The sequence below is a fragment of the Pseudomonas sp. LBUM1664 genome, from assembly GCF_059695895.1.
The window spans coordinates 1,800,179-1,823,903 of record NZ_CP166791.1 but is presented as its reverse complement, the minus strand read 5'-3'; the positions used below and the strand labels follow the sequence as shown (position 1 = coordinate 1,823,903).

Sequence of the window (23,725 nt, the reverse complement as noted above, 5' to 3'; positions counted from 1 at the left end):
TGCTTCTCTCAAGATGAACCGTATCAGCGTCAAGACGCACGGACTACTCACAAGAGACGCCAATTATTCGGCGTCCCTGCCAGTAAAAACCGGCGCTAAAAGCTAGAAAGCAATTATGGTGCCACTGGCTGGAAGCCCTTATTTACGGGGCCTTGAAGAAAAAACGGCGCTTTTCCCGGGAAGGGAAAGCGCCGTTTTTTTGGGCTTCGTTTCGGGGGCTTAATATCCGCTCGTCTTTACGGACGGGATTTCAGAGTGGGTGTATGTATCCGTTTCTGCGGTAATGGCGGCTGGCGGAACCGCCAGCCGCCATTACCGCAGAAACGGATACACACCATCCCTAAAGATGCTTATGCCTCAAGCCCTACGCGCTCGCCTGGCCAATGAGTGTCAGCCAAGGCACCTGCGCCACCGGCCCGAGGGTAAAACCAGGACCGGTCGAGGCCAGGTTGGCGTTGTAGCAAGGGTCATGGGACAGGGTCGCCTGCCATTTCCCGGCCAATACCTGGCGGGCTTCAGGTGATGACGACAAGTTGCCCGGATTGACGACCTGGACGTACGGCGTCCATACCGTCAGGTAACCGGCCTGTGCGACACGCAGGCACAGGTCCACGTCACCCAGCCCCTCGGCAAACAAGACGTCGTCCACACCATCGGCGGCCTGGAACAGTTGCGTGGAAATCATCAGACAGGCGAAAGACACAGCCGAGCAATTCTGCTCGGCCACCAGCCGGTTCGTGTAGCCCCGCGCATCTGCAGATTCGCCGATGAACGCCGAGCCGACCACACCGTTGAACCCAAGCATCAGGCCGGCCTGTGTGATACGTCCCTGCCGGTCGATCAGCCTGGCACCGACCACACCGACTTCCGGACGCTGGGCGTGGTTGAGCAGAATTTCAATCCAGTTGACGTTGACCACTTCGCTGTCCACCGCCAGGGTGAGCAGGTATTCACCCTTGGCCTGCTGGCTGGCTTGGTTGATCAGCACCGCCGTGGCAAGCCCAGGCTCAACATCGATGAACCGTACGCGGCTGGCCTGGTGTCCCTGGCTGCGGAGCCACTCCTGCAATGCCGCGCCGTGGACCGGGTGTTCGGCCACCAGCAGCTCGAAGCGCTGGTAGCGGGTACGTTGCAGTACGTTGACGATGCAACGTTGCAGGGTGAGCAGGTCACCGTCGCCATGGAGGATGATCGACACCAGTGGACGTTCGATAAAGCGGTAATCGATTTTGTAGACACCCGGCACCACCGAGCTGACGTCGGCTTTGTAGCCCCGCGCAGCGAGGTGACGAAGCAAGGCTTTGCGCTCGTCGGCGTTGTCGCCGTCCGGTTGCGCCTGGCAAATCAGCAGCGGTTCGTCCAGATGCGCCAGGCCGCCCATACCGCCCTGTTCGATCAGCCGCAGGAGCAATTCGAATTCCAATGCATGCTTGAAGTCGCGCGAGTAGCCACCGGCCTGCACCAGCACCTCACGCCGAACCAGCCAGTGCCGCGCCATCAGCGACGGCACGCTTAACAGCAGATCGAGATTGAAACCGGGACGGAATACATCGGTCAGGGTTTCGTCGGGCTGGCGCTGGAACTCATCCATGGCCACCGCCCGGCATTGCGGCGCGTCGAGCAATTCCAGGCTGGCATGCAGCAGACCGGACGGCGTCAGTTCATCCCCTGCTTCGGCCAGGACCATCCAGTCGCAATCGCTCTGGCTGACGACCTGGTTGATCTTGTCGACGTAGTTGCTTTCGTTGACTTTGACGAAATGCAGGGTGTTCTGCACGGTGGTTTCGGCCGGCAAGTCGCCAGTGGTGAACACAATGATCTTGAACGCCCGGCAAGCGCCGTTGATCACGCTGTCAAAGGTGGCCTGCAAGCGGATGAAATCGGCTTCCAGATCCAGCAGCAGGATGCCGAACGTCGGCCCACCCTTATGGCGAGCCAGATACCGGGTGATGTCCTTGACTTGGTGCTCGCTCGGCTCACGCCCATCGAGCCAGCGTAGCAACTGACCGGACTGCATGGTTTCGAAAAGGCTGGCATGGTCCTGTAGCATCGCGCCCTCGATACGCTGTGCCCATTCGTTCAACCTCTGGGCCACCACCTCGGCCCCGCCTTCCTCGAGCAGGGCCGCCAACTGCTGCACCACATCGAGGTTGAAAGCGTTGAGTTCGAAGGCCTTGAGCAGCCGCTCATTGAGCGGCTCGGCACTGGTGTTGCGCTGTGGCCGCGCCAGCTCTTTTTGCTTGAGCAACACGGCTTCCAGCTCTTGCAATTGCACGCGCCCCGCAGGCACCGCGTGCATCAGGAATTCAAGTTTGGACAGGCATTCGAAAAATGGCTGGTTGTAAAACGGCAGTTCGACATATTGCGTTGGTTCAAAACGGCAAATCGGCCCTTCCAGCTGCGAATGCCAGGCTGACTCGAACAGCTTGGCCCGGGCGAAAGCGGCGCGCTGGCTCAAGTAGTTGCCGATGCCCGCCAGGCTCTCCGCCACTTGGGATGGCTCGCCCTCGCCCATCTCGAAAACCGAACCCAGCGTCGTCGCCAGGCGCTCACGGACCGCTGCGGTAGCCGCATCGCGATAACTCAGCAGCGCCGCCAGCTGACCGGCCTCAAGGGTCGAGGGGCTTTCCAGGGCATGCAGCGCATAGGGAATCGGCAAGATACGGACCTTCGCCGCCGCCATCAACGCACAACCATGGCCGAGTTCCTGCCAGGCCGAATCGAAATCCGCGGGCAACGCGGCGTACCAACGCTGAATGATCTCGGTCCGGGCAACAGCATTGATCAACGACAGGGAATGGCTGGCATACGTGGCCAAACGCTCCTGGGCGCACGGTTCGGCGAAATCCTCAACGCCCTTGCGGTCCCGGCGGTAATAATCGACACGCGCCGCGTGGGCCTCGAAGGTCAGGGCATAGCCCTGGCATGCAGAGTAGTCACCATGGCCGGCCAAAAATTCCAGCGCCTGATCGAGCGCTTCCGGCAGCAGGAACGCATCGACATCAACCATCGCCAGATAAGGCGTCGCCACGCACTCAAGCCCGTGGCGCAGCTTGTTGGCGAAGTGACCGGTTTCGGGCCGATGCACATAACGCACACCGGCCAATGCCGCCACGCTGTCAGCATCCGATTCGGCGGACGAATCGAGGACAACCAGGCTGTACGGATAAGCCGCGTAGTAACGCAACGCCCGGCGCAAGGCTTCAGGTTGCTCATGAGCTAAAAGCACCAGGGTGAAACGCTCGTTCAACGGAGCGGATGAATCATGGGCAGTACTGCGTTGCATATGAATTCCTATAACGAGCGCGTCGCCGAATCGGCGGCATTATGTTCTTGGCATCCCGGCTCCAAACACCGGTCGTCGTTCTGTCGATCAGACTAGGACGTACCTCGTCACTGTCAATCAATCTGGCAACCAGCCATCGGCCCAGTAGCGCAGGTTATCGCCGCGCAGCATGAAATCGCGCAGCACCACTTCACGTAGCTGATCACCCATTCGATAACTGGCCTCAGGGTCCGACAGGTGCATGCGAATCGCGTCCAGCCACTCTTGCGTGCTGTTGGTCTTCACCCGAGTACAGGGTAGATGACCGCGATAGGCTTCGGTCTCGGTACAAATGACCGGATAACCGCAAACGCCGTATTCCAACAATCTGAGGTTGCTCTTGCAGTCATTGAAAATATGAAGCTCCAGCGGGGCCAGGGCCAGGTCGAGGTTCAGGCTCGCCAGCTTGGCCGGATACGACGAGAGCGCGACGCCGGCATGGTATTCATGCACATAAGGCCGAAGCGCATCCGGACACATGCCGAAGAAAACCCATTCGACTTCGTCGGCCAGCTCACGCACCACCTCGGCAATGATCTCCAGATCGCCCCGGTGGCTGGTGCCGCCGCCCCAACCAACCCGAGGCTTGATCGAGGTTCGGCGCTGGCTGGTGATACGGTTCCACAGATAGGGCGCCAGCATGTTTGGCACCACACGAATATCGTGATGAAGCTTGGATAACGCATCAGCCAGAGGAAACGTCGAAACCACCACCCGATCACACAAGGCGATGCCGCGCTCCAGCAGAGCCTGGATGTTTTCGGGCATGTTGCGGGTGTGATCGTTCTTTTCAGGGATCCGCGCAACATAGTCATCGAGTTCGTAAATGCGCATGGCATTCGAATAGGTTTTCACCTGGATGATGTCGTTGAACTTGCCGGTGTTGTAGCGCCCCTGAAGCACAATCACATCCGGCGATTGGCGCTCGATTTCGATGATCGAAGGCATTTCATAGGACACCCGCCCGACGATCCGTCCGGCGGCCTGCAATTCAATCAATGGCTGGCTGACGCGATAATGGCCGATGGCTGAACTGTTGAGGGCCAGACCCAGGATCGACGGCAACGGCTGGCTGCACAACGGGTTCCATCCCATGCGCTGGCCCGGCGCCAGGCCGAAGCTGTTACCGGCCAGGCTCAGGTTGCGGTTGTAGGCCGGGTCATTGGCGATCTTGGGTAGCCAGCGCTGATAAAACGACTCCTGCTCCTGCTCCAGACGCTGCTTCCAGGACGCCTCTCGGGCCACCCCGGCGGACGGTTTCAAGACCACGCTCGCATAGGGCGTCGTCACCACCAGATAACCTTGTTTGCCGACCTCCAGGCACAATTCAAGGACGTTGATGCCTGGGGTGTCGATCGCAGGCGGCAGGCCTCCAACGCTATCGAACACGGCCCTGCGCACCAGCAGGCAATGGCCACTCACGGCGCTCCAGTTCTGCACGACCTGCAAGCGCTGCATGTAGCCGCCGGCGGTGGGTTGCTCGTTCGCAAAGGGCCGACCGGCCAGGCCATCGAGCCCGAGCACCAGGCCGGCGTCAATGACCTGGCCCTGCAAATTCAGGGTTCGCGGGCCAACGATCGCCACTTCAGGGCGCTGGCCATGGTTGAGCAATTCGTCCAGCCAGGCCGCGTCATGGATTACACAGAACGGACTGAGCAGCAGCAGGTAATCACCACGAGCCTGCCGGGCGGCAAAGTTCCTGACCTGCGCCTCGTTGCCCGGTTCGGCAGACGTCAGGATTTGCAACTTATCGCTGCCCAGCTCGGCCATGGCCGCCAGCCAGTTGCGCATTTCGGCGGTTTCGCTGCCGTTGTCGACGATGATGACTTCGTAATGCCCATAGGCCGTGGTGGTCAACAAACTGTTGATGCAGCTTTCCAGCGCCGCCAATTGATCCTTGACGCTGATGATGATCGAAACCAACGGACGCCCGGAATGCAGGTATTCGATCCGAGGGATCAACGGCAATGGCCCCGGATGCAGCTGATGCTCCACGCCGATACGCTGCAAATGGGTCGTCAGCAACCTGGGGCTCTGCTCGATCACCTGCGGCAGCGAAAGCCATTGGGCGAACGCCAGTGTCGATTCCACCTGGATTTGCGCCAGATGCTCGATGACCTGCGGGCCATCGGTTTCCACCAGGCGCCAGATCAGGTCATGGGGCGCCAATTCCCCCTGGCCCGCGTCAAAACCGCCCAGCTCCAGCACACGCTGGCGCGAAAAGGCCAGGGCCCTGCCCACATAAGGGTAGGCGCGCATCAGGTCGAGATTGAAATCAGGCTTGAAGATCGGCTCCAGCGATTTGCCATCCTCCAGCGCCCCTTCGTCGCTGTAGACACAGGCAATGCCAGGCATCGCATTGATCCGCTCGGCCAATACCAGTAACGCCGATTCCCTGAGTCGATCACCGGCACGCAGCAGATAAAACCAATGCCCCCCCTCCAGGCGTGGCAACAGCTCATTGAACGCACGAACCCAGTCGGGCTGCAGCGCCACGCGCATCACATTGCCATCGATCGCGCCCCGGCCATTGGAGAACAACACCACCGGTTCGCTGGTGTAGATCTGCGCAGCGATGCTGTCCAGCGTCAGCGCCACCGCCTCGGCGTCCGTATCGAAATCGAACACCACCGGCACAATGCCCGGGCGCGGCGTCCAGAGTTCGACTTGCCGCAAGATGACCCGTTGACGCGTCTTGTCGAACTGCCTGCACTCCAGCCACTGGCTATAGAGTTCGTCGTAGCTCTCGGCAGCGGTGCCGACCTGATAAGCGACAATGGCCTGCCGACTGGCCATCAACGAATACAGGTTCAGCTCTTCCCATTCGTGGGGTTGGTCCGGCTTGACCTGATCAAGGGCCATGTAGCGTACCCAGCCCCACGCCGGCGCCTGCTCGCCGCTGCGCTGGGCCAGCATCTCAGCCAGCCACGTCCACTCGACAATCGACGCATCGACGATGTCGGGGCGTTGAGACAGTCTTTGCGGGTACAACCGCTCGAGGCTGCCAAGGCTGCACAACTCCACCAGGTTGCCGCGGCGCAGCAGACAAATGAACAAAGCCAGATCGAGCAACGCGACAAAACCCTGGCCAACCTGAGCCAACGCTGGCAGCAAGGATACGATGTCGGCCCGACGCATCAGGGCGCCGGTGAAACCACCAAAGATATTACGCGGCGTGTCCTCGATGGACGCCAGCAGGTCTTCGCCCTTGTACAAGGCTTCGAACAAGGCGATGCCTACGTTCTCCAGGCGAATCGGCAAGACATAACCGTCGGCATCGATAAAGTGGCGCTTACTGATGACCAACTGAACGTCGGCGTGCTCGCCGAGGACCTGAGCTTGTTGACGCACGCATGACGTGAGTAACTTATCGTCATCACACAGGAACTTGATGAACTCACCGCCCTCCTCTTCCAGGCAGCGCAGCAGGTTTTGCTGGAAACCCAGCCGCTCGGGGTTACGCAGGTAACGCACGACAACGTTCGAATCATCCTGCAACGCGTCGACGATCTGGCGGATCTCGTCACCGGGGCTGTCATCGCAAACGACGACTTCCAGATTTTCGTAATCCTGATCCAGGGCACTCTTGAGCGCCTCACGAAAAAAGCGAGGGTTGAACGCGGGGATGACGATGCTGACAAGAGGAGTTGGTTTCACGCGAAAGACTCTCGGCTGGCCGGTGCCGCCTCCCACGAGAGGCGACCTCCTGAGCCGTAAAAAAACGAAGGCTGGGGGCTACCTCATTGCACCATAACCCCCACGCCCATCAGATCTTGTTGAACAGGCCCAACTGAGCGATCTTGCTGAACGCCAGTTGCGACGCCTCCAGCATAGTCTGCTGCAGTGTCAGACGCGTCATTACCTCGGCCGAGTCAGAATCGCGGATTGCCGACTGAGTCTGGGTGTTGGCCGAGACCAGGCTCTGGTTAGTGTCGGACTGGGTATCGAGCGACTGACCGCGCCCGCCGACCGAACTCAACGAACTGGTCAATTGGTCAATGCCGCTGGCCAGGTTACTGTTACCCGAGGCCAGTGCCGCATTCAGTTTTTGGCCAGCGATGGCGCTGCCATCGACCGGTGTATTCAAAGCCGCCTTCAACTGGCTCACGGTGTCCAGAACGTTCTGGGTCTGGTGGGTATTGACCGAGATGCTGAATTGATCATCGGCGGCCGGTGCGCCATTGAGCGTGAAACTCACACCTGATGCCGTCGCAACGTTGCCCGCCAGGGTGCCGCTGGACACCGGTTTGCTGTCAGCGGTCAGGGGAGCGGCGTACAGGTCGAAATCGGTGGCGCTGGTGAACTTCAGCACCGCCGAACCCGTCGGGAAACTGGCGTGGTAAGCCGCCGAGTCAGTCACTGTGCTACCGGTGACCTGAGTCGCGGTAGAGTTGCCCGGGCTACGAGCCACGGAAAACGTATCGGGTTTGGCGGCCAGGGTGAAGGTGTGGCCGGGCAATACCGTGCCCGCGGCGTCACCGGTTTTCAGGTTGACGTTCAAGGTCAGGTCGACCCCGCGAAAGTTCACGTTCTGCCCGGCCTGGGTGTTAGGGTCAATTACACCGCCCTGGCTGGCTTCGGAGGTCACGTCGTTGCCACTCGAATCGGTGATTTTCAGCTGGGTGCCGCTGGCAAATTCCACGGTGTACGGCTCGCCACTGCGGAATTGGCTGTTGTAGGTGATGCTGGACGACACTTGGCCGTTAGTCAGCACCACTCGATTGTCGTCCACCGCCGGCGCGGTCATGGTGACCTGGCTACGACTGGTGTTGACGGCCTGCTGGAACACTTCCCAGCCGGTGCTGTTGGTGGCCATCGACATGGTGTCGCCGATTGGCAGGTCGAGGGTGGTCTGGTCACCGTTGTAGCTGTAGGTGCCATCACTGTTGCGAGTGAACGGTACAACATCACCTTTGGAGCCGGCGAAAATGTACTTGCCGTTTTCATCCTTGGTGTTCATCAGACTCAGCAACTGTTCTTCGATCGATCCCAACTCCGACGCAACGGATTTACGGTCATCGTCGGTGTAACTAGCGTTACCGGCGCTCACGGCCAGTTCCTTGGCGCGTTGCAGCACGTTGCCAATGCTGGTCATCACCGCCTCGGTCGTACCCAGGGTCGCCTTGATGGTGCTGACGTTGGCTTCGTACTGAGTCAGCATGGAAGCCTGGGTGCCCAATTGCAGCAGGCGCGAGGCACCGACTGGATCATCGGCGGCAGTATTCACGCGCACCAGGCTGCTGGCTTCTTCGCTGGTCTTGACCACCTTGGCGAAGTTTTTCTGGTAGTTCGCAGCCGTGCTTTCGTAAAACTGGGCGGTAGAAATGCGCATGGGTTACGACTCCTTAAAGACTGCTGATCAATGTGCTGAAAATTTGCTGCGCCGCCTTGATGATCTGCGAAGACGCGGTGTAGTACTGCTGATACTTGACCAGGTTGCCGCTTTCTTCATCCAGATCCACGCCCGACAGCGAGTCGCGAGCGGTCTTGGCGTTGTTCAGGATTGCCTCGGTGGCGGCGCTGTCGAGCTTGCCCTGGGCGGCCTTGGCGCCCACGCTTTCCACCAGCTTGCCGTAGGCATCGTTCAGGGAAATACCCTTGCTGGCAGAGCCGGTGTCCACGGTCTTGGCGGTCTGCAAGGCCGCCAGGGCCGTACCGTTACGGTTATCCATGCTGCCGGCCTGGCTGAGGCTGACACTGATGGAGGCACCATTGGACGGCGAGCCGGCGAAAGACATGTCGAAGGCGACGGTGCGCTGCACGGGCGGCACCGACGAATCCATGATCGGGTTGCCACTGGCGTCCTTGAGCGGAACACTCAGGCTCAAGGTGTTGCTTTCGCCGGGTTTGATCGTGCCATTGCTGATCTGGACGCCTTTGGCATCGAGCAACTGATAAGCCTGGCTGGTGCCATCGGAGGACGTCGCGCCAAACACCACTTTGACCGGCATCGAGTTCTTGATGCCGTTCTGGACGATGGTCGTGGTGGCTTCGTCGTAGATGTCCAGGTCCGACGTAATGGTCGGCTGGCCGCTGGCCGGAATGGTCAGCGTACCGCTGCCGCCTGGCACAATGGCCGCACCCAGCGGCGCGGCAATCGCCAGCCGCTTGGAGTCGGTCATCTCGGTCTTGATGCTGGTCGCCGCGTTGCGGGTCGGGGTGATCTTGAACGAGTCGCCGGCAGCAGCGGTGCCATTGGCGAAGGTCATCGAGAAACCGTCGATGACCGGCGGCGGCGTGGTCGCGGTGTTGAACGTGCCCATCGAAGTGTTGTCGGGCAGGCGCTGGACGACGTAGTCGGTGCCGCTGGTGAACGTCACTTTGTAATCGTTGGTGGTCAGCTTGCCGCTGTCGTCAATGGCAATGTTGAAGTTGCCGGAACCGGCACTGTTGTCCAGCGCGGCAATGCTGCGCTGGCTCATTTGCGCGGTGCTGTTGATGTTGGTGAACAGGTTGGCGCCAAAGTCACCGTTCAGGTCGATGCCCGAGGCCTGGATGGTGTTCATCTGGTCCGCGACCACCAAGGCCACGCGGCCCAGCTCATTCATGGCCGGGTCCAGCACGGTGCTGCGGTAGCGCATCAGGCCACCGATCTCGCCGCCGGACATCACAGAGGTGAGGTCCATGGTACTGGAACCGCTATTGAGCTGGATCCCCATGCGCGACGGGTCGTTCTTGTCCGGCACGGTTTCCAGGGTATTGACGGTAGTGCCCATCACCAACGGCTGGCCGGAACCCAGGTAGATGTCCAGGCTGCTGCCGTTCTCCACGACCTGAGTGCCGGTGAAGGTCGAGATCTGGCGAATGGTCTCGCCACGGGCATCGAGCAGGTCGTTGGGTGCACCGCCGGAGTTGGAGACTTCGGCGATTTTCTTGTTCAACTGGGCGACGGTGGCGGCGAGGTTGTTGACCTGTTCGACCATGCTCGTCAGGTTGCCGTTGATGTTCGAGTTCTGCTCGGTCAACTGGCTGGAGACCGAATTGAAACGGCTGCTCAACGCTTGGGCATCGCTGAGCAGCAACTGACGGGATGCATCGTCCCCCGGCTTGGCATTGACGTTCTGCACCGACGTAAAAAACTTCGTCAGTGCGCCGTTGAGGCCAGTGCCGCTGTCCGACAGCAGGGTATCGAGCGGGGTGATCTGCCCCTGATAAGCCGCCGCGTCGCTGTTGAGCGAGGTCGTGGTTTTCAACTGCGCTTCGAGGTAGGCGTTATACACCCGGCGCACATCGGCCAGGGTTGTGCCGGAACCGATGAACACGTTGCCGTACTGGTTCGACGCCTTGGTCGTCTGCACGGTCTGCTGACGCGAATAACCATCGGTATCGACGTTGGCAATGTTGTTACCCGTGGTCACCAGCGCGGACTGACTTGCGGACAGACCCGACATCCCTATATTGAGCAAACTCATGGTTCAGACCTTATAAAGTCGTGGTGGCGCCTGCAGAAGCGTAAGTTTGGGAACTGGTCATCTGCCGGGCTATATGCGAAATCTTGCGGGCGTAGTTCGGGTCGGTGGCGTAACCGGCCTTCTGCAACTCGCGTACAAACTGTTCCGGGTTATCGGCCGACTTCAACACATCTTGATAGCGACTGTTGCTTTGCAGCAGATTGACCAAGTCATGGAAACTGTCGCGGTACGAGGCGTAGGAACGGAACTCGGCCGTCTCCTTGACCATCTCGCCATTGCGGAATTCGCTGGTGATCGCCCGGGCCGAATCGCCTTTCCAGTTCTGGCTGGCTTTGATGCCGAACAGGTTGTGGCTGCTGCTGCCATCGGGCTGGCGCATGACCGATTTGCCCCAACCGGTTTCCAGGGCGGCCTGAGCCACCAGGTAACGTGGGTCGACACCAATGCGGTCGGCTGCTTCCTTGGCCATCGGCAACATGGCGTCGACAAATTCATCGGCATCGCGGAAGGCTTTGCGGGCCGGCGCCAGGGGTGGCTGTGCCACGGCGCGTCCATAAACCTGCATATCGCCGCTCGGTTGCGAAGCCTTGAGCGCAGCCAGCCAGTCGCCATTGGCCAGTTCGCCGCTGGCAGACTTGGTGGCGGTAACGGCGCGGTCTGGCAAGACGTTTTGCGCAGGGACCTCGGCATTGGCCGACGCCGAAGGCACCAGCCCGGCGAGCAGGCGGTCCGCCAGTTTCGGCGGCAAGGCCAGGCGGCGCTGGTTGATCAATTCCATATCGTTGCGGTGATCGCCCTCCCCTTGCGGCGCGCTCACTGCCCGCGAAGCCCACAGCGGGCGCTGGCCGTTGCTACGCGACAGAGGCCCGCCGGTGGGCTGCGTCCCGGCAGCTATCGGCGTCGGCACCGCAGCCTTGGCGACCTTGTCCAGCGCCTCTTGTTGCTTGGCGGCCGACAACGTTGCCGCCTCACCTGGTGCAAGGGGTTTGTTCTTGGACATCTGGCGCAGCAACACATCGGCCAGACCGATACCGCCGCCCTCGCGGGACATGGAAACGGCCAACTGCTGGTCGTACATTTCCTGGTACTGCTTGGCTTCAGGCGTATTGAGAGGGTTGTCCTTACCCAGGACCTCGGTGGCCGAACGCATGGACTTGAGCATTTCGCCGAGGAACAGCGACTCGAATTCCTGAGCCACTTTACGCAGGTTGCCGTCGCTGTTCTTGTCGCCGACCTTGAGCTGGTTCAGGCGGTTCAGGTCCGAGTAGGACCCTGAATCCACGCTGATCGAAGCCCCCTTGCGCATGTCCATGGCTCGCTCCTCAAATCACGATCAGGTCGGCTTGCAACGCGCCGGCCTGCTTCAAGGCTTCGAGAATCGCCATCAAGTCACCCGGCGCCGCGCCGACCTGGTTCACCGCCCGGACGATTTCATCCAGGGTAGTGCCCGGGCCGAACTTGAACATCGGCTTGGCTTCTTGTTCGGCATTGACCCGCGAACGGGGCACCACGGCGGTCTGGCCGTTGGACAACGGACCCGGCTGGCTGACGATCGGGTCTTCGGTGATGGTCACGGTCAGGCTGCCATGGGTCACGGCGGCCGGTGAAACCTTGACGTTCTGGCCGATCACGATAGTGCCGGTGCGCGAGTTGATGATGACTTTCGCCACCGCCTGGCCCGGGTCGACTTCGAGGTTTTCCAGGATCGACAAATAGTCGACCCGCTGGCTCGGATCCAGGGGCGCGGTGACACGGATCGAGCCACCGTCGATGGCCTGGGCCACGCCTGGGCCGAGCATGTCATTGATCTTGTCGACGATGCGCTTGGCGGTGGTAAAGTCGGAACGGTTGAGGTTCAGCGTCAGGCTGTTGCCCTGGTTGAAACCGCTCGGCACCGCACGCTCCACCGACGCACCGCCAGGGATGCGACCGGCCGACGGAACGTTGACAGTGATCTTCGAACCGTCACGCCCCTCGGCATCGAAACCACCGACCACCAGGTTGCCCTGGGCGATGGCGTAGACGTTACCGTCGATACCCTTGAGCGGCGTCATGAGCAGTGTGCCGCCGCGCAGGCTCTTGGAATTGCCGATGGACGAAACGGTGATATCCACCTGCTGCCCGGGCTTGGCGAACGCCGGCAGATCGGCACTGATCGACACCGCCGCCACGTTCTTCAACTGTACGCTGCCCGAGCTGTCCGGAACCTTGATGCCGAACTGCGACAACATGTTGTTGAAGGTCTGCAGGGTGAACGGAGTCTGGGTGGTCTGGTCACCAGTGCCGTTGAGGCCCACGACCAGGCCGTAGCCGATCAACTGGTTGGAACGCACGCCGGAAATGCTGGCGATGTCCTTCAGGCGCTCGGCTTGAGCGGTGAAGGCTGCCGACATCACCAGGGCACCGATCAACAGCTGTTTAAGATTCAACCGTTTAAGATTCAACTGGGCCACCTAGAAGGGGAACTTCGCGCTGAGGAAGAAACGGTCGAACCAGCCTGGCTGACTCGCATCGGCGAAAGCACCGGTGCCCGAGTAGGTGATGCGCGCATCGGCCACACGAGTCGACGAAACGGTGTTGTCGGTGGCGATGTCATCGGCGCGAACCATGCCGGAGATGCGCACCAGCTCGTCACCGGAGTTGAGAGTCAGCCACTTCTCGCCACGCACGGCGATGATGCCGTTAGGCAACACGTCGGCGACGGTCACGGTGATCGAACCGGTCAGGCTGTTGCTCTGGTTAGCCTTGCTATCGCCCTTGGTGGCCCGGTCGGAGTTGTAACCGGCGTTGAGGCTCAGGTCGCTGCCACCGAGTGGGTTATTGGTAGTGAGGCTGGAGCCGAACAACGACGTCAGGCCGACGCTGGTATCGCTGGTCTTGTCGATCTCCGACTTGGCGGCCTTGCTGGCCTTGGTGCTCTCGTTCAGGGTGATGGTGATGATGTCACCGACCCGGTATGCCTTGCGGTCGCTGTACAGATTCTGCTCGAAACCGGCCTGGTAGATCGAACCGTTGTTGGCGGCAGCCGGCAACGGCGTGCGCGGCAACACCGGAGCGTAATACGGGTCATTGGGCTTGGCCGTTGGCGCAACACAGCCCGCGAGCGCGGTGATCCCACTCAGTGCCAGAACAGATACGAAGCGATTCATGACCCTACCTCTTGGTGTTGCAGGCGACCTCAGGCCGCCTTACTAGACGTGATTACAGATTCTGCGTAACGAACGAGAGCATCTGGTCGGCGGTGGAGATCACCTTGGAGTTCATTTCGTAGGCGCGCTGGGTGGTGATCATGTTGACCATCTCCTCCACGGTGCTCACGTTGGAGGTTTCCAGGGTGTTCTGCAGCGTGGTACCGAAACCGTTCAGGCCTGGCGTGCCAACTTGCGGCGCGCCGCTGGAGGCGGTTTCCAGGAACAAGTTGTTGCCTGCCGCTTGCAGGCCGCCCGGGTTGATGAAGTCAGCGGTCTGCAGGTTGCCGATCACTTGCGACGCCGCATTGCCCGCCACAGTAACGGACACCGTGCCGTCGCGACCCACGGTGAAGGTCTGGGCGTCGTTCGGGATGACGATGGCCGGCTCCAGGGCGAAACCGCTGGCATTGACGATCTGGCCGGTGGAGTCGAGGTGGAACGTACCGTCACGGGTGTAGGCCGTGGTGCCATCGGGCTGCAGGATCTGGAAGAAACCGCGACCGTCGACGGCCATGTCCAGCGGCTGCTCAGTGGTTTGCAGGCTGCCGGAGTTGAAGTTTTTCTGGGTGCCGACAATGCGCACACCCGTACCCACTTGCAGGCCCGATGGCAATTCGCTGTCCTGGGTCGACTGGGCACCTGGCTGACGCTTGATCTGGTACAGCAGGTCCTGGAATTCAGCGCGATCACGTTTGAAACCCGTGGTCGAGACGTTCGCCAGGTTGTTGGAAATGGTGGTCAGGTTGGTGTCCTGGGCGGACAAACCTGTTTTGGCAACCCATAGAGCCGGAAGCATTCGATTCTCCTCGTACGCCTGTTTTTCGGCGCGACGCTGTAATTAATGATTAGATCTGCAAGACCCGAGCCATGGCTTCGTCGCCTTCTTTAGCGGTGTTCATCATCTTGATGTGAAGCTCGAACTGCTTGGAGAGGGCCAGCACCGACGTCATCTCATCCACCGCATTGACGTTGCTCGCTTCCTGGAAGCCCGACACCAACTGCACGTTGGCGTCGACCGGAGCGGCCTGGCCGTCTTTGGTACGGATCGAGCCGTCCAGGCCCTTGGTCATGTTCTTGAGGTCCGGGTTGACCAGCTTGATGCGGTCAACTTGAGCGACGACGCTCGGGCCTTCGCCCATGGAGCGGATGCTGATGGTGCCGTCCTGGCCGATTTCGATTTTCTGCTCTGGCGGCACGGCGATCGGACCACCGTTGCCCATCACTGCCATGCCGTTACCGGCGCGCAGCACGCCCAGGGCGTCAACGTTGAGGCTGCCGGTGCGCACATAACTTTCACCGCCCTCGGGATTCTGCACAGCCATCCAGCCCGGCCCGCTGACCGCCACGTCGAGGTCACGACCGGTTTCAATCAGCGCACCCGGACTGAAGTCGGTGGCTGGACGCTCGGACATGGCAAATGCCCGCGCCGGAAAGCTGTCGCCAAACACCGGCATCGAGCGCGCCTGCTCCAGGTCTTTCTGAAAACCGTTGGTGGAAATGTTCGCCAGGTTGTTGGCATGAGCCCGTTGCGCCAGTGCGTTCTGGCTGGCACCGGTCATTGCCACATAAAGGTACTTGTCCACTGTCGTTCCTCTGCATGCCGGACGTTTGCCGTCCACTGCTGTACTGCTGAGCCATAAGCAATTTGCAGACCAACTTTTTTCTGGCGCCGCAGGGCCTTGTAAACAAAGGACTTAAGGGATCTGGAGGGATTTTTGAAATGTATCGAAGACGAAAAACCGGCGGTGTTGTGCCGCTTACGGCAAGTACCGGCCTATGACACCTGGCACGATCCCCTGTGGCGAGGGAGCACCACGGCGACAGCTCAGGCGGGGTCCTTGCCCACTTCATACTCGCGCAACTTGTTGGCAATGGTGGTATGGGAAACCCCCAATCGCTTGCCCAGTTGCCGGCTGCTGGGGTGTTCGGAGTACAGGCGCTCCAGCACCGCTTTCTCGAAACGCCCGACGATTTCGTCCAGTCCACCCTCAAGGGAAAAATCGCCAAGGGGTTGGCGCACGCCGTAGTCTGGCAGGCGAATGTGCTCGGCCTTCACCGTCCCGCCGTCGCACAGGGAAACGGCCTGGAACAGCACGTTTTCCAGTTGTCGGACGTTGCCCGGCCAGTGGTAGTGACTGAGGCGGTCCATCGCCGCCGGGGCCAGTTTCGGCAGTGGACAGCCAATCTGGCGACTGGCCTGGTCAAGAAAATGCTCCACCAACGGCGTCAGGCCATCGAGGCATTCGCGCAACGGCGGTATGTGCAGGGAAAGCACGTTCAGGCGGTGGTACAAATCCTGACGGAATTCCCCCCGGGCGCAGAGCTCGGACAAGTCGACCTGGGTTGCGCAAATCACCCGGACGTCCAGGTACACCTCTTCATCACTGCCTACACGACGGAAGCAACCGTCCTGCAAAAAGCGCAGCAGTTTCACCTGCAAGCGCGGGCTCATTTCCCCGACTCCGTCGAGAAACAGCGTTCCCCCGGACGTCAACTCCAGCAGACCGAGCTTACCTTCCGCACGAGCGCCTTCGAACGCTCCGGGGCCGTAGCCAAACAGTTCGGTCTCGGCCATGGACTCCGGCAGCCCGGCACAGTTGAGCGCCATCAGCGGTGATTGCCCCCGCGGGCTCGCCAGGTGACAGGCGCGGGCCAGCAATTCCTTGCCGGTGCCGGTTTCGCCTTCTATCAACAGCGGCGCATCCAGCGGCGCCATGCGCCGGGCCTCCCGAACCACCGCCGCCATCACCTTCGAACTCTGGAAAATACTGTCGAAACCACGCAGTTCCTGCTTGCGCACGTTATAGATACGCTCGCCCACCCGGTCAGCCCGATGCAGCGTCAGTACCGCCCCGGCCATGGCCTCGCTGTCGTCGTGCTCCGATTGCAGCGGGGCGATATCGGCCAAAAACACATCACCCTTGACCTTGACCCTTAGCCCGTTGATGCGCGACTGGTTGGCGCGAACCAGTTCCGGCAGGTCGAAATCCTCGGCATACCGGGACAGGGGAATCCCCGGCACCTCGTCCACCCGCACCCCGAGCAACTGCGCCGCCGCCCGATTGGCCGCGACGATGGAGCCGCCCATGTCGATGGACAACACCGGAAACTCCAGGGCGCCGAGCAGCGCATTGAGCTCCATATGCCGACGTTCGCTGGGCATCAGCCCTACGCGCTTGACGCCGAACACCCCGGCAATGCCTTCGAATTTCGGACGCAACGCCTGAAACTGAATATTGATCAGGTTCGGGCAGTGCAGGTAAATCGCATTGCCATGCTCGCCACCCACTTCGCCGCGGGCGACGTTGATGCCGTATTCCATGAGCAGGTTGAGGATGTCTCGCAGGATGCCGATGCGGTTCTGGCAATGGACTTTGATGCGCATAAAAAGGCCCGATGCGTATTAAAGAGAGAGGCACGTCCGGCGTTTTTCTGCCTGAGCGCATAAATAATCGTCAAGATTATGTGACAGCTGTAGGCCGATTCCCACCTGAAAATCGCTACAGCGCGGGATAGCCACCCAATCCGTAACGAAAACTTTACGAAACTCCGATCCGTCGGCCTTATGGAACACCGCTTGTCTACTGCGCACACGCCTGCCTCGGGTTATCTCTAATGCATCGCTGGACATAACAACAACACGCCTTCCCTTGAGGGAAATCAGCAGGAGAGCAGCATGAAGCAGACGCAGTACGTGGCCCGCGAGCCCGATGCGCAAGGTTTTATCCACTACCCCGCCGAAGAACATGCGGTGTGGAATACGCTGATCACCCGCCAGCTGAAAGTCATCGAAGGCCGTGCTTGCCAGGAATACCTGGACGGCATCGACAAGCTTGGCCTGCCCCACGACCGCATCCCGCAGTTGGGTGAGATCAACAAAGTGCTCGGCGAGACCACGGGCTGGCAAGTCGCCCGGGTACCGGCGCTGATTCCCTTCCAGACCTTCTTCGAATTACTCGCCAGCAAACAGTTTCCAGTCGCGACCTTCATTCGTACCCGTGAAGAACTGGATTACCTGCAAGAGCCGGATATTTTCCACGAGATCTTCGGCCACTGTCCGCTGCTGACCAATCCCTGGTTTGCCGAATTCACCCACACCTACGGCAAACTCGGCCTACAGGCTTCCAAGGAAGAACGCGTCTACCTGGCGCGCCTGTACTGGATGACCATCGAGTTCGGCCTGGTGGACACCCCTCAAGGCCGGCGCATCTACGGTGGCGGCATCCTGTCTTCGCCCAAGGAAACCGTGTACTGCCTGTCCGACGAACCGGAGCATCAAGCCTTCGATCCGCTGGAAGCCATGCGCACGCCGTATCGCATCGACATCCTGCAGCCCTTGTATTTCGTGCTGCCCGAACTCAAACGCCTGTTCGACCTGGCCCACGAAGACATCATGGGCATGGTCAAGCGCGGTCGCGAACTGGGCTTGCACGCACCGAAATTTCCGCCAAAAGCTGCGTGAACCGCGACTTTTGACCTTAATTGAGTCTGTTGCACAGCGCAGCTTTGCTTTAGCGTGGGTGCATCGACGTTTTCACCTATTCGATCCAGGAACACACCATGAACACTCTGAACCAAGCCCATTGCGAAGCCTGCCGCGCCGACGCCCCGCAAGTCAGCGACGAAGAACTGCCAGTACTGATCAAGCAGATCCCGGACTGGAACATCGAAGTGCGCGACGGCGTGATGCAGCTGGAAAAAGTTTTCCTGTTCAAGAATTTCAAGCACGCCCTGGCGTTCACCAACGCGGTCGGTGAAATCTCCGAGGCCGAAGGTCACCACCCTGGCCTGCTCACCGAATGGGGCAAAGTCACCGTGACCTGGTGGAGCCACTCCATCAAGGGCCTGCACCGCAACGACTTCATCATGGCCGCCCGCACCGATGACGTGGCCAAGACCGCCGAGGGCCGCAAATAATGCATTTCGATGCCATCGGCCGGGTGCCCGGCGACCCGATCCTCGGCCTGATGGACGCCTACCGGGTGGACAGTAATCCGAGCAAGTTCGACCTGGGCGTGGGCGTCTATAAAGACGCCCAGGGCCTGACGCCGATTCTTCAGTCGGTAAAACAGGCCGAGCAGCGTCTGGTGGATCGCCAGACCACCAAGACCTACATTGGCGGTCATGGCGACGCCGCTTTCGGCCAGTTGATCAATGAGCTGGTGCTGGGCGCCGACTCAACGCTGATTGCAGAAAAACGCGCCGGCGCCACCCAGACCCCGGGCGGCACCGGCGCCCTGCGCCTGAGTGCCGACTTCATCGCCCAGTGCCTGCCGGGCCGTGGCGTATGGTTGAGCAACCCGACCTGGCCAATTCACGAAACCATCTTCGCCGCTGCCGGCGTCAAGGCCAGTCATTACCCCTACGTGGGCGCCGACAATCGCCTGGACTTCGAGGCAATGCTGGCAACCCTGAGCCAGGCGCCCAAAGGCGACGTGGTGCTGCTGCACGCCTGCTGCCACAACCCCACCGGTTTCGACCTGTCCCATGATCAATGGCGCCAGGTGTTGGAGGTGGTGCGCAGCCGCGACCTGTTGCCGTTGATCGACTTCGCTTATCAAGGCTTCGGGGATGGGCTGGAGCAGGACGCTTGGGCGGTTCGACTGTTTGCCCAGGCATTGCCTGAAGTGCTGGTCACCAGTTCCTGCTCGAAGAACTTCGGTCTGTATTGCGACCGCACCGGTGCGCTGATCGTCTGCGCCCGCGATGCCGACAAGCTGCTGGACATTCGCAGCCAACTGGCAAACATCGCCCGCAACCTGTGGTCGACGCCGCCAGACCATGGCGCGGCAGTGGTGGCGACGATCCTGGGCAACCCGGAACTCAAAAGCCTGTGGGCCGACGAAGTACAGACCATGCGCCTGCGCATCGCCCAATTGCGCAGCGGCCTGCTGGAAGCCCTCGAACCCCATGGCTTGCGAGAGCGCTTCGCCCACATCGGCGTGCAACGCGGGATGTTCTCCTACACCGGCCTGACGCCGGATCAGGTCAAGCACCTGCGCGAGCGCCACAGCGTGTACATGGTGGGCACGGGGCGGGCTAACGTGGCGGGCATCGATGCCACGCGCCTGGACCTGCTGGCGGAGGCGATTGCTGAGGTTTGCAGATAAATGTGTGGCGAGGGGATTTATCCCCTCGCCACAAAAGCTGCGCCAGACCTATTCCTACAGGCCTGTCCACTCGCTGACAAACTCCGCGGCTTGTACCTTCGCAGCCGTACGCGCTTCTTTCTGCGGTGTGCCCAGGTAGAGGAAGCCAATCACCTCTTCCCCTTCCTCAAGACCAAGCCCCTTGGCCACATGAGGCGAGTACGACAGTTCACCCGTACGCCACACCCCGCCAATGCCCTGTGCATAAGCCGCCAACAGAATCCCGTGGGCCGCGCAGCCGGCCGCCAACAGTTGCTCGGCTTTCGGGACTTTGAAATGGTCCTGCAAGCGAGCAATCACCACCACGACCAGAGGCGCGCGCAACGGACCATTGAGGGCCTTTTCCACGACCGCGTCGGGCACCTGCGGGTCATTGAGCCGGGCCGCTTCGGCCAGGAGTTCGCCCATGCGATGACGCGCTTGCCCTTCGACCGTCAGAAAACGCCATGGCCGCAACTGGCCGTGATCCGGAGCCCGCATCGCAGCGGCGAACATAACCTCGCGCTGTTCAGCGGTGGGCGCCGGCTCCACCAGGCGCGGAACGGAAACACGGTTGAGCAAAGCGTCGAGAGCCTGCATCGGCCACCTCCTGAAAAAATGTTTGGCTATTCTAACGGGAAGCGCCGCCGGCTGCCGGTTTACATGCCGAGTGTCGCGGGTAGAATGGCGCCCTTCCCTTTCAGCCCGAGCGGACTTCATGGCGTTGCCGACCCTGCGAATCATTGGTTTCATCATCGGCATCTTCCTGATCACCCTGGCGATCTTCATGGTCGTGCCCATGGTCACCTTGCTGATCTTCGAGCGCACCCGCGACCTGCCGTCGTTCCTCTGGTCGAGCATGATCACTTTCGTCGCCGGTCTGGCCCTGATTCTTCCCGGGCGCCCGGAACACGTGAATCTGCGCCCGCGAGACATGTACCTGCTGACCGTCAGCAGTTGGCTGGTGGTGTGTATCTTTGCCGCGTTGCCTTTTTTGCTGACCCAGCGCATCAGCTATACGGATTCGTTTTTTGAAAGCATGTCGGGGATCACGGCCACCGGCGCCACGGTCCTGAGCGGCCTGGACACCATGTCCCCCGGCATCCTGATGTGGCGTTCGCTGCTGCACTGGCTCGGCGGTATCGGGTTCATCGCCATGGCGGTGGCGATCCTGCCGCTGTTGCGCATCGGTGGCATGCGGCTGTTCCAGACCGAATCATCGGACCGCTCGGAAAAAGTCATGCCCCGCTCCCACATGGTGGCGCGGCTGATCGTGGCGTCCTACGTGGGCATCACCATTCTCGGCACCCTGGCGCTCTGGTGGGCCGGGATGAGCCCGTTCGATGCCATCAATCACTCGATGTCGGCGATCTCCACCGGCGGTTTTTCCACCTCGGACCTGTCCCTGGCCAAATGGCCTGAACCGGCGGTGCATTGGGTCGCCATCGTGATCATGATCCTTGGCAGCCTGCCGTTTGCCCTGTACGTCTCGATGTTGCGGGGCAATCGTCGGGCGCTGATCAAGGACCAACAGGTTCAAGGGTTTATAGCGGTGCTGTTGGTGACCTGGCTGGTGCTCGGCACCTGGTATTGGGCGACCACCGACCTGCATTGGCTGGACGCGCTGCGGCACGTGGCGCTGAACGTGACGTCGATCGTTACCACCACCGGTTTTGCCCTGGGGGACTACAGCCTGTGGGGCAATTTCTCACTGATGCTGTTCTTTTATCTGGGGTTCGTCGGCGGCTGTTCGGGCTCCACGGCCGGCGGGATCAAGATCTTCCGCTTCCAGGTCGCTTACATCCTGCTCAGGGCCAACCTCAATCAATTGATCCACCCACGCGCGGTGATCAAGCAGAAATACAACGGTCACCGCCTCGACGAAGAAATCGTGCGCTCGATTCTGACGTTCTCATTCTTCTTCGCCATCACCATCTGCGTGATCGCCCTGTTGCTGTCGCTGCTGGGCGTGGAATGGATGACTGCGCTGACCGGCGCGGCCAGTACCGTGTCCGGCGTCGGCCCGGGGCTGGGGGAGACCATCGGCCCGGCCGGCAACTTTGCACCGCTGCCGGATGCGGCCAAGTGGATCCTCTCGGCTGGCATGCTGCTGGGCCGACTGGAGATCATCACGGTGTTCGTGTTGTGTATCCCGGCGTTCTGGCGTCACTGACCGGTTTGGCTGCACTCGCCCGTGCCCGGTACTCGCCGGGCGTGGTGTCGAACCAGCGGCGAAAGGCCCGGAAAAAATTGCTCGGGTCGGCAAAACCCAACAGATAGGCGATTTCCAGCAACGTCATGGCCGGCTGCGTCAGGTACTGCTCGGCCAGTTCACGACGGGTGTCGTCCAACAGGCTCTGGAAACTGGTGCCCTCTTCCTGCAGGCGCCGCTGCAAGGTGCGTTGGGACAGGTGCAGCCTCTGCGCCACCACGTCCCGCTTGGGCTCGCCCTGAGGCAGCAGCCGGCACAGCACCTGTCGCGCCTTGTGGGTCACACGGCTTTCCGAAAAACGCGCCAGGTACTCACCGGCAAATCGGTCGTGGAGCAGCGCCATCGCCTCGTTGGCCGTGGGCAGCGGTGCTTCCATGTCGGCCCGTTCGAAGATCAGCGCGTCATAGGGAGCACCGAATTGCAAAGGCGCAGCGAACACTTGTTGATAAGGTGCCAGGTCCGCAGGTTCGGCGCCTTGCAACAACACTTTCACCGGGTGCAGGGTGCGCCCGGTCAGCCAATTGGACATGGCCAGCGCACAGGCCAGGGACGCTTCGGCACTTTGCCGTGTGGGTGGGATATGGTCGCCATGCACCGTCAGAATCAGCCCGTAGCCATCGTCCAGCAGGCGAAAGCTCAAGTCGGCGCTTTCGGCAATGATCCGCTGATACCGCACCAGCCGCTGGAAACCTTCCACCAGCGTACGGCTGGACATCAACGCGTAACCCACCACATGGAACGACGCTGGGCGCACCACTTTGCCCATGTTCAGGCCGATGGCGGGGTTGCCCGACAACTCTACCGCCCGTTGCCAGAGCAGCGTCATCGAATCCTGGGGGAAGCGCGCATCAGGATCATCCAACGCATCAAAGTCCAGCCCCAACTGCTTGAACAACACCCGACAATCCAGGCCGTCCATTTCCAACGCCTTGACGATCCCCATCGCCCAGCTTGAAGAAGTCGTTCGTTCGTTCATGACGTTTTACTTGCATGACGAGCCGCAGGGTGCGGCTGGATTTGCGAAGGATACTAAAGTGGCGCCCATTGTCACTGGCCGTTACAAATGATCCCTCTAGACTTCAATCAAACCGTTGTACACAACAATAACCACAACAATAACCGCAGAGCCCGAAGTCGTGGAAAACACCAAACGATTCAACACGTTCGCTGAGTTCTACCCGTATTACCTCAACGAACACAACAACAGCACCTGCCGACGATTGCACTTCATCGGCACTTCCCTGGTTATTCTTATTTTCGCCCTGGCGCTCGTCGCCGGTACTTGGTCGTGGTTCATCGCCCTGCCTGTCGCCGGTTACGGCTTCGCCTGGGTCGGGCACTTCTTCTTCGAAAAGAACCGTCCCGCCACCTTCCAGCATCCGTTCTACAGCTTGCTCGGTGATTTCGTCATGTACCGCGACATGATGCTGGGCAAGGTTGCGTTCTAGGTATTGAAA

Annotated in this window: 17 protein-coding genes; 5 read left to right on the top strand and 12 right to left on the bottom strand. The window is 60.6% G+C overall.

Annotated features, from left to right (window positions below; translation table 11 throughout):
- Positions 1-364: 364 nt before the first annotated feature.
- The 10 genes from ACA047_RS08690 to ACA047_RS08645 form a co-directional block, all read right to left on the bottom strand.
- The gene (locus ACA047_RS08690) at positions 365-3,286 is read right to left on the bottom strand and encodes a glycosyltransferase family 2 protein (RefSeq protein WP_497358438.1); all 2,922 of its coding nucleotides are present in this window, start codon (positions 3,284-3,286) and stop codon (positions 365-367) included.
- 117 nt (positions 3,287-3,403) lie between these two features.
- On the bottom strand, positions 3,404-6,982 hold the full coding sequence (locus ACA047_RS08685; protein ID WP_497358436.1) for a glycosyltransferase: 3,579 nt from the start codon (positions 6,980-6,982) through the stop codon (positions 3,404-3,406).
- Positions 6,983-7,091: 109 nt separating this feature from the next.
- Positions 7,092-8,657: a flagellar hook-associated protein 3 gene (locus tag ACA047_RS08680; RefSeq protein ID WP_497358434.1), complete on the bottom strand. Its 1,566-nt coding sequence runs from the start codon at positions 8,655-8,657 to the stop codon at positions 7,092-7,094.
- Between the two features lie 13 nt (positions 8,658-8,670).
- Entirely contained in the window at positions 8,671-10,737 is a 2,067-nt protein-coding gene (gene flgK / locus ACA047_RS08675) for a flagellar hook-associated protein FlgK (RefSeq protein WP_497358432.1), read from the bottom strand.
- Positions 10,738-10,747: 10 nt separating this feature from the next.
- The gene (gene flgJ / locus ACA047_RS08670; RefSeq protein ID WP_497358430.1) at positions 10,748-12,049 is read right to left on the bottom strand and encodes a flagellar assembly peptidoglycan hydrolase FlgJ; all 1,302 of its coding nucleotides are present in this window, start codon (positions 12,047-12,049) and stop codon (positions 10,748-10,750) included.
- A 10-nt stretch (positions 12,050-12,059) separates the two neighbouring features.
- On the bottom strand, positions 12,060-13,130 hold the full coding sequence (locus ACA047_RS08665) for a flagellar basal body P-ring protein FlgI (protein ID WP_497360267.1): 1,071 nt from the start codon (positions 13,128-13,130) through the stop codon (positions 12,060-12,062).
- Between the two features lie 60 nt (positions 13,131-13,190).
- Entirely contained in the window at positions 13,191-13,886 is a 696-nt protein-coding gene (gene flgH, locus ACA047_RS08660; protein WP_497358429.1) for a flagellar basal body L-ring protein FlgH, read from the bottom strand.
- Between the two features lie 52 nt (positions 13,887-13,938).
- Entirely contained in the window at positions 13,939-14,724 is a 786-nt protein-coding gene (gene flgG / locus ACA047_RS08655) for a flagellar basal-body rod protein FlgG (protein WP_497358427.1), read from the bottom strand.
- Between the two features lie 49 nt (positions 14,725-14,773).
- Positions 14,774-15,511, bottom strand: a complete 738-nt coding sequence (locus ACA047_RS08650) for a flagellar basal body rod protein FlgF (protein WP_497358425.1) — start codon at positions 15,509-15,511, stop codon at positions 14,774-14,776.
- 242 nt (positions 15,512-15,753) lie between these two features.
- On the bottom strand, positions 15,754-17,313 hold the full coding sequence (locus ACA047_RS08645; RefSeq protein WP_497358423.1) for a sigma-54-dependent transcriptional regulator: 1,560 nt from the start codon (positions 17,311-17,313) through the stop codon (positions 15,754-15,756).
- 291 nt (positions 17,314-17,604) lie between these two features.
- On the opposite strand from ACA047_RS08645, the gene phhA reads away from it, so the two are divergent.
- From phhA to ACA047_RS08630, 3 genes are all read left to right on the top strand, one after another.
- A complete protein-coding gene (gene phhA, locus ACA047_RS08640) occupies positions 17,605-18,390 on the top strand; it encodes a phenylalanine 4-monooxygenase (RefSeq protein ID WP_497358421.1) in 786 nt (261 codons plus the stop codon).
- A 98-nt stretch (positions 18,391-18,488) separates the two neighbouring features.
- A complete protein-coding gene (locus ACA047_RS08635) occupies positions 18,489-18,845 on the top strand; it encodes a 4a-hydroxytetrahydrobiopterin dehydratase (RefSeq protein WP_003184087.1) in 357 nt (118 codons plus the stop codon).
- Positions 18,845-20,038, top strand: coding sequence for an amino acid aminotransferase (locus tag ACA047_RS08630; protein ID WP_497358419.1), 1,194 nt, complete (start codon positions 18,845-18,847; stop codon positions 20,036-20,038). Before ACA047_RS08635 ends, ACA047_RS08630 begins: the two co-directional genes overlap by 1 nt.
- 54 nt (positions 20,039-20,092) lie before the next feature.
- Here ACA047_RS08630 and ACA047_RS08625 read toward each other — a convergent pair whose 3' ends face one another.
- Complete coding sequence (locus ACA047_RS08625) at positions 20,093-20,656, bottom strand: NAD(P)H nitroreductase (protein ID WP_497358417.1); 564 nt, start codon at positions 20,654-20,656, stop codon at positions 20,093-20,095.
- 118 nt (positions 20,657-20,774) lie between these two features.
- On the opposite strand from ACA047_RS08625, the gene ACA047_RS08620 reads away from it, so the two are divergent.
- Positions 20,775-22,229: a TrkH family potassium uptake protein gene (locus ACA047_RS08620; RefSeq protein ID WP_497358415.1), complete on the top strand. Its 1,455-nt coding sequence runs from the start codon at positions 20,775-20,777 to the stop codon at positions 22,227-22,229.
- On the opposite strand, the gene ACA047_RS08615 is transcribed toward ACA047_RS08620, so the two are convergent.
- Positions 22,186-23,244: an AraC family transcriptional regulator gene (locus ACA047_RS08615; protein ID WP_497358413.1), complete on the bottom strand. Its 1,059-nt coding sequence runs from the start codon at positions 23,242-23,244 to the stop codon at positions 22,186-22,188. The two genes, ACA047_RS08620 and ACA047_RS08615, sit on opposite strands and share 44 nt — an antisense overlap.
- 160 nt (positions 23,245-23,404) lie before the next feature.
- Here ACA047_RS08615 and ACA047_RS08610 point away from each other — a divergent pair, with 160 nt between their 5' ends.
- On the top strand, positions 23,405-23,716 hold the full coding sequence (locus tag ACA047_RS08610; protein WP_497358411.1) for an Mpo1-like protein: 312 nt from the start codon (positions 23,405-23,407) through the stop codon (positions 23,714-23,716).
- The last annotated feature ends 9 nt before the right edge of the window (positions 23,717-23,725 follow it).

Coding starts and splice junctions, on each gene's coding strand:
- ACA047_RS08690 (WP_497358438.1), bottom strand. CDS start 3,286: ATGCAACGCAGTACTGCCCATGATTCATCCGCTCCGTTGAACGAGCGT.
- ACA047_RS08680 (WP_497358434.1), bottom strand. CDS start 8,657: ATGCGCATTTCTACCGCCCAGTTTTACGAAAGCACGGCTGCGAACTAC.
- flgK (WP_497358432.1), bottom strand. CDS start 10,737: ATGAGTTTGCTCAATATAGGGATGTCGGGTCTGTCCGCAAGTCAGTCC.
- flgJ (WP_497358430.1), bottom strand. CDS start 12,049: ATGGACATGCGCAAGGGGGCTTCGATCAGCGTGGATTCAGGGTCCTAC.
- ACA047_RS08665 (WP_497360267.1), bottom strand. CDS start 13,130: ATGTCGGCAGCCTTCACCGCTCAAGCCGAGCGCCTGAAGGACATCGCC.
- flgH (WP_497358429.1), bottom strand. CDS start 13,886: ATGAATCGCTTCGTATCTGTTCTGGCACTGAGTGGGATCACCGCGCTC.
- flgG (WP_497358427.1), bottom strand. CDS start 14,724: ATGCTTCCGGCTCTATGGGTTGCCAAAACAGGTTTGTCCGCCCAGGAC.
- ACA047_RS08645 (WP_497358423.1), bottom strand. CDS start 17,313: ATGCGCATCAAAGTCCATTGCCAGAACCGCATCGGCATCCTGCGAGAC.
- phhA (WP_497358421.1), top strand. CDS start 17,605: ATGAAGCAGACGCAGTACGTGGCCCGCGAGCCCGATGCGCAAGGTTTT.
- ACA047_RS08635 (WP_003184087.1), top strand. CDS start 18,489: ATGAACACTCTGAACCAAGCCCATTGCGAAGCCTGCCGCGCCGACGCC.
- ACA047_RS08630 (WP_497358419.1), top strand. CDS start 18,845: ATGCATTTCGATGCCATCGGCCGGGTGCCCGGCGACCCGATCCTCGGC.
- ACA047_RS08625 (WP_497358417.1), bottom strand. CDS start 20,656: ATGCAGGCTCTCGACGCTTTGCTCAACCGTGTTTCCGTTCCGCGCCTG.
- ACA047_RS08620 (WP_497358415.1), top strand. CDS start 20,775: ATGGCGTTGCCGACCCTGCGAATCATTGGTTTCATCATCGGCATCTTC.
- ACA047_RS08615 (WP_497358413.1), bottom strand. CDS start 23,244: ATGAACGAACGAACGACTTCTTCAAGCTGGGCGATGGGGATCGTCAAG.